General features: G+C 71.7%; 4 protein-coding genes and 1 pseudogene. 1 reads left to right on the top strand and 4 read right to left on the bottom strand.

The genetic code is table 11. The features are described 5' to 3' along the window. Positions 1-345: 345 nt before the first annotated feature. A complete protein-coding gene (locus tag VQ02_RS27985; RefSeq protein WP_048447529.1) occupies positions 346-837 on the bottom strand; it encodes a cupin domain-containing protein in 492 nt (163 codons plus the stop codon). Positions 838-1,408: 571 nt separating this feature from the next. Between VQ02_RS27985 and VQ02_RS27980 the strand changes: the two genes are divergently transcribed. Continuing rightward, the gene (locus tag VQ02_RS27980) at positions 1,409-1,606 is read left to right on the top strand and encodes a hypothetical protein (RefSeq protein ID WP_048447528.1); all 198 of its coding nucleotides are present in this window, start codon (positions 1,409-1,411) and stop codon (positions 1,604-1,606) included. Positions 1,607-1,674: 68 nt separating this feature from the next. On the opposite strand, the gene VQ02_RS27975 is transcribed toward VQ02_RS27980, so the two are convergent. From VQ02_RS27975 to VQ02_RS38420, 3 genes and pseudogenes are all read right to left on the bottom strand, one after another. Beyond that, positions 1,675-3,309 carry an ABC1 kinase family protein gene (locus VQ02_RS27975; RefSeq protein WP_048447527.1) on the bottom strand — a complete coding sequence of 545 codons (1,635 nt, stop codon included), beginning with the start codon at positions 3,307-3,309 and terminating at the stop codon, positions 1,675-1,677. Next, positions 3,303-3,437: a hypothetical protein gene (locus VQ02_RS39845; RefSeq protein ID WP_280818970.1), complete on the bottom strand. Its 135-nt coding sequence runs from the start codon at positions 3,435-3,437 to the stop codon at positions 3,303-3,305. Before VQ02_RS39845 ends, VQ02_RS27975 begins: the two co-directional genes overlap by 7 nt. A gap of 349 nt (positions 3,438-3,786) precedes the next feature. Continuing rightward, positions 3,787-4,198, bottom strand: a pseudogene (locus tag VQ02_RS38420) (hypothetical protein); the annotation flags it as partial.

Genomic DNA, 4,198 nt, shown 5'->3' with positions numbered 1-4,198 from the left:
GAGGGCGGGCCTGCGGCGCGGGCATGGAAACCTCGGGAGTGCTGGGATTGGCCCCCAGGGTCGCCCGACGTGCTTAACAAGAAATTAAGCGCAGGCAGGAAATCGCCGCTTTCGAAGTCGTTCGGAGACCTGCGACATCGCGGTCACGGTCCCGAGCGGCGCCCGATCGGTCCCCGTCCCGGCCGACCCGCCGCCGGAGCAGTGCAGCAGGCGAAGGGCCGGAACGATATCTGCGACATCCGTTCGCGGGAGACCGCGGGTGCCTCGAAGCGACCCGAATGGAACTGGGAATACTCTCTCGCGTTGTCCCCCCCTTCGACGTCGCCGGCGGTCGGGAGGCCGTCGTCAGGGGTGCTTGTGGATCGGGTCGACCCAGTAGACCGCCTCGGGCCGCTCGACGGGCTCGATGTCGGTGATGTTGACCACCACCGCCTCGTTGTCGGAGCGCACCAGCACGCATTCGAGCGCCTCGTCGGGCGAGGCGTTGATCTCCTGGTGCGGCACGAACGGGGGCACGTAGATGAAGTCGCCCGGGCCCGCCTCGGCGACGAATTCCAGCCGCTCGCCCCAGCGCATCCGGGCCCGGCCGCGCACGACGTAGATCACGCTCTCGAGCGCCCCGTGGTGGTGGACGCCGGTCTTGGCGTCGGGCTCGATCGCCACGGTGCCGGCCCAGATCTTCTGCGCCCCGACGCGGGCGTGGTTGATCGCCGCCTGCCGGAACATGCCGGGGGTCTGGGCGGTGTTGGGGTCGAGCTTGTCGCCGGTGATCACCCGCACCCCGTCGTGCTTCCAGCGCGTCGCGTCGTGGGCGTGTTCGTGCGGCTCGTCGGACATCGGCGGTCTCCGAATTCAGCGTGCCGTCATCCTGCGCCACGTCGCGGCCCCGCGCCAGGGCGGCCGACCTGCAAGGCGTTTGTTATACCGAACAAAACTCGGTTGTCTGCCAATCGATCACGGGGTCGAGCCGCGGATAGACCGTTAGCTCTGCGGCAGGGTCCCGCACGAGGAGCTTCTTGTCTTTCAAACTGTTCCATAAAAAGAACATTCTCGTTGACAGGCGCGCCGCCTCGGCCGATCCTGCCCTCGCATTCGGAGCCGCTCACCGGCTCCGCCGCCGCGGTGATTTGAGGCGATTGCGCCGCGAGACCAAACGCTAAAGCACCCCGGCGCCCGCGACGCGCCGATGGGCCAACCCGGAGAGACCCGCGATGCCCAGCCGCATGCCCGTGATCTGCCGCGCCGCTCCGGCCGCCGCCCGGGAGCTCTGTCGCTGCGGCGGCCGCCGCGCGTGTCGTCGCGCCGTCCGCCGCCCGGGCCGCTGACGCCGGCCCCGACCCACGCCCACGAGTCGAAACAATTGCCCGCGGCGCCCCCGAGCGGCGGCCGCGATCGGAGATCTTCGCCCATGCAATCCGCCCGTATCGTCGAGGTCGGCGAGACCTCGGCCGGCATCGTCGTTCCCGAGACCGACGGCTTCCGCTTCTTCTCCGCTCATCCGGACTTCCACGTCCTGGAGGGCCGGGTCTTCCGCAGCCCGCGCCATGCCACCCGGGCAGCGCAGGACCTGCACGCCCGCCGGCGCAGCCGGCGCCTCGCCTCGTAAGGCGCCAAGCCCAGTCGAGAGGAGCAGGGGCCGTCCCCCGGCCGGGGAACGGCCCCTGTGTGTCGGCTTCAGCGGTTGCGGGCGAGCAGCAGGATCCAGCCGATCCCGATCGTGAGCACCAGGATGCCGATGGTCGCGAAAGCCGGGGTGCCGTGCTCCATCAGCCGGGGCGCGAGCTGGGTCGCGAAGGCCGCGACCACGAGGCCGACCGCCACCCGGGCGGCGGCGCGCTCGATGCCGCGGGTCAGCTTGTCCATGCCCTTGAGCTCGATCTCCACCGTGACCCGGCCCTGCTTCAGGCGCACCAGCATCAGGTGGATCAGCGTCGGCAGCTCGGAGGCCGCGCCGTAGAGACCGGTCGCCAGCCCCTGGAACCGGCCCTTCAGGTCCTTGACGGAGAATTGCTGCCGCATGGTGCGGCGCACGGTCGGGCCCGCGGCGGCGAAGAGGTCGAAGGCCGGGTCGAGCTGGCGCATCACGCCGTCCGCGGTGACGAGGCCCTTGAACAGGATGGCGAGATCGGTCGGCATCGCGAGGTCGTTCTCGCGGGCCATGGTCATGAAGTCGGTGAGCACGAGACCGAGGTTCAGCGTCGCGCCGTTATGGCGGGTCACGAAGGCCTGCGAGGCGGCCTCAAGCCGGGTCAGGTCCGGGTTGCTGGCGCCGGTCCAGTCGAGCAGCACCGCCATCAGGCCGTCGGCATCCTCCTGCAGCATCGCGCCGATCAGGATCAGCAGCTGCGAGCGGCGGCGCTGCGACAGCCGGCCGACGATGCCGAAATCGATGAAGGCGATCCGGTTGCCCGACATCGCGAGCAGGTTGCCCGGGTGCGGGTCGGCGTGGAAGATGCCCTCGATCAGCGCCATCTGCAGGAAGGCATCGACCCCCCGCTGGGCCAGGATCTTGCGGTCGAGCCCGGCCTCCTCGAGGCGCTTGGTGTCCGTCGGCGGAATGCCGTGGACGAATTCCTGCACCAGCACGCGCTCGGACGTGTACTCCCAGTAGATCTTCGGGAAGACGATGTCATCGCGGTCGGCGAACAGGGCCGCCAGCATCTCGCAGTTGCGGCCCTCGTTGGCGAGGTCGAGCTCCTCGCGCAGGCCGTTGGCGATGTGGCGCATCTGCTCGGTCGGCCGGTAGCGCGCCATCTCGGGCCACTCGGTCTCGACGATGCGGGAGGCGTGCGAGAGCAGCCGCAGGTCCGCCTCGATGATCTTCTGCAGGCCTGGACGCCGGACCTTGACGATCACCTCCTCGCCGGTCTCGAGCCGCGCGCGGTACACCTGGGCGATCGAGGCCGAGGCGATCGGGTTGGTGTCGAACTCGGAGAAGATCTCGGAGGGCGGAGCGCCGAGATCGGCCTCGAGCTGGGGCCGGATCACGTCCCAGGGCAGGGGCGCGACCTTGTCGTGCAGCTTGCCGAGTTCCTCCGTCCATTGCGGCGCCAGAAGGTCGGCGCGGCTCGCCAGCACCTGGCCGAGCTTGACGAAGGTGGGGCCCAAGGCCTCGATCGCCCGGCGCAGGCGCTCGGGCTGCGACAGGCGCGCGAGGTCGACCGCCGGCGCGCTGCGCCAGGCGAGGCGCGGGATCGCCCGCAGGCCGAGGCGGTCCACGACCTTGTTGACGCCGAAGCCGATCAGGATGCCGGCGATTTCCTGGAGGCGCTGGCGGTCCCGCGCCGCGACGATGGCGGTTTTCAGCATCTGCGCGTCGACTCTGCCCGGCTGGCGTGGGTGAGGGTGCCGCCCGGAGCGATCCGGTCGGGCAGGGGCGCGGCACGGGCGTGGGGCTCGCCCGGGCCGACGATGGGGTCGGGTGCACGCATCGGCATCCTGGTCCTCCCGAGCCTGTCCCGCTCCCGCGGCGCGCCTTCATGCGGTGTCAACAGGGCAGGACTGGGGCCGCCGGCGAGGGTTAACCGGCGGTAGCGCATGACCCGGATCAGCACAATCTCATCCCGCCGGTCTTCGATGCGGCGCCCGCGCGCGACGCGCCCAGCGGGACGCCAAGCCCCCGGTCAAGTCGTTGGCTCGGATCGTCGATCCGACGGGCGCGCCGCCGCCGCGGCCGCGCGTATCCTGGGGCGATTCATTGCCGCAACCCGCGCATGCCAGAAGGCCGGCCCCGGGGGTGCCCCCGGGGCCGGCCTCGTTCACGGTCCGACGATCCGCGCGGACGGCTTACATCCGGCCGCCGCCCGTGCCAGCGCCGCCCTCCTGACCGGACCGGGCACCGCCCGCGCCGCCGCGCTGCGTGCTGCCGGTCGTCTCGGGGCCGGCGCCGCGCTCGCCCATCTGGCGGTCGCCCGCCTGGCGCTCATTCATACCGCGCTCCTGGCCGCCGCGGCCGGGCTGGTTGCCCGCCGCCTGCTCGGGCCGGGCGCCGTTGCGCTCGGCCTGGCCCATCTCCCGGCGGTCGCCGTTGCCCCGCGCCTCGCCGCGGGACATGTCGCGGGTGCGGTCCATGCCGCCGTCGCGGCGCGACTCGGTGCGCTCGCTCCGGTTCAGCCGGTCCTCCCGGCGCTCGCTGGAGCGCACGTCCACCCGCTCGCGGCCGCCGACGCTGCCGGTGACGCTGCTGCGCTCGCTCACC

This window comes from Methylobacterium variabile (genome assembly GCF_001043975.1).
In the GTDB taxonomy this organism is placed as follows: domain Bacteria; phylum Pseudomonadota; class Alphaproteobacteria; order Rhizobiales; family Beijerinckiaceae; genus Methylobacterium; species Methylobacterium variabile.
This window is presented reverse-complemented; position numbering and strand designations above follow the sequence as displayed.

Coding starts and splice junctions, on each gene's coding strand:
- VQ02_RS27985 (WP_048447529.1), bottom strand. CDS start 837: ATGTCCGACGAGCCGCACGAACACGCCCACGACGCGACGCGCTGGAAG.
- VQ02_RS27980 (WP_048447528.1), top strand. CDS start 1,409: ATGCAATCCGCCCGTATCGTCGAGGTCGGCGAGACCTCGGCCGGCATC.
- VQ02_RS27975 (WP_048447527.1), bottom strand. CDS start 3,309: ATGCTGAAAACCGCCATCGTCGCGGCGCGGGACCGCCAGCGCCTCCAG.
- VQ02_RS39845 (WP_280818970.1), bottom strand. CDS start 3,437: ATGCCGATGCGTGCACCCGACCCCATCGTCGGCCCGGGCGAGCCCCAC.